General features: G+C 43.8%; 1 protein-coding gene and 1 pseudogene. Both read right to left on the reverse strand.

What is annotated here, in order from left to right; genetic code table 11:
- Window positions 1–232: 232 nt before the first annotated feature.
- Window positions 233–985: pseudogene (locus L3V43_RS23655) on the reverse strand (transposase); the annotation flags it as partial.
- Between the two features lie 23 nt (window positions 986–1,008).
- Window positions 1,009–1,113 (reverse strand): transposase domain-containing protein (locus tag L3V43_RS23870; RefSeq protein WP_346656534.1); only part of this gene is annotated, 105 nt, incomplete at its 5' end.

Genomic DNA, 1,113 nt, shown 5'->3' on the forward strand with positions numbered 1-1,113 from the left:
GTTTAAAAACGTGTCGTGCATTGACAGCGAATACTTAACACCCATCACTATTAACATCAAAGCTGAGGAAGAGAAGTATAAAAATACTTCAACCATTGGGTACAAAAACGTTCATCGTTAGGCTATTTTTTAGCGCCCAAGCATATCTCTACACTAAAACTGGGTTATCGCGCACGATAATGCACTGCAAATACAGCGGTAAGAAATTCTAAAATTGAGAATATGAGTTTTGCTAAGCCAACAAACGCTCGCAGTTTGTTAGGTTTGTCCGCCGTCTTTTTTGCAGTGTTTCGCAGTAAGCGGTTATTGTTCGCTCTCGGCCAACTGCACCGTGAAATATTCGTGAAAATTGCGTAGTGAGTTTTATCCAGCTCTCAGGCTCTATATTGAGTCGAGTAAGAATAGGCTGAGACTCACAGATATACCCGCGTTTATCGACTCGAATACATTGGCCTGTGAGTTCAACCAATTCAATATAGGACTTGAGTTCAAAGGGCAGGCCTTTAGGCATATGTTTTCGTGGGCTACCAGCAAAGCGTAGTAGGCTTTTTGGTTGTTTGCCCAGCTTAGCGTGGTCGATGCGCTTTTTGATGCTGGTGTAGTCTGAGGTTTCAGGCGTTGCGGCGATTTTGGCTCTAATGGGGTTTAAGTCTACATATGCTAGACAAGCAGCCAGAGCAGCCTCGTCTAGTAATGCTTGGGATTTGAATCGTCCTTCCCAAAACCGGCCTGTACAATTATCTTCTTTATTTGCTCAACGGGCGATGTCTTCGTTAAGTACGCGCATAAACCAGCTAATATCTGCGAGCCTTTCTCTGTACTTGGTGACATGCTCATTGAGTATCAATTGTTCCGACTCACTGAGTGGCTCATCTTCAATAAACTTTTGGCTTACCCAATTGCCTTTAAACAACTTGTGCCATCGTATCACAATCGCTTCATCCGACAGGCGCTTAGCTTTTTTATCATCAACATATAAAACAATGGTAAGCGTACGGCGAACTACACCTAGAGGCTAACATGCCAGGGCAGTAAACTGTCGATATCGCACTGTGGCTGGGCTAATTCATTTAAGCAATGCATCACATAATCGAATGGGGTGTGGCCGTTTGC

Origin of the sequence: Pseudoalteromonas sp. L23 (assembly GCF_021728455.1) — a bacterium.
Classification (GTDB): Bacteria; Pseudomonadota; Gammaproteobacteria; order Enterobacterales; family Alteromonadaceae; genus Pseudoalteromonas.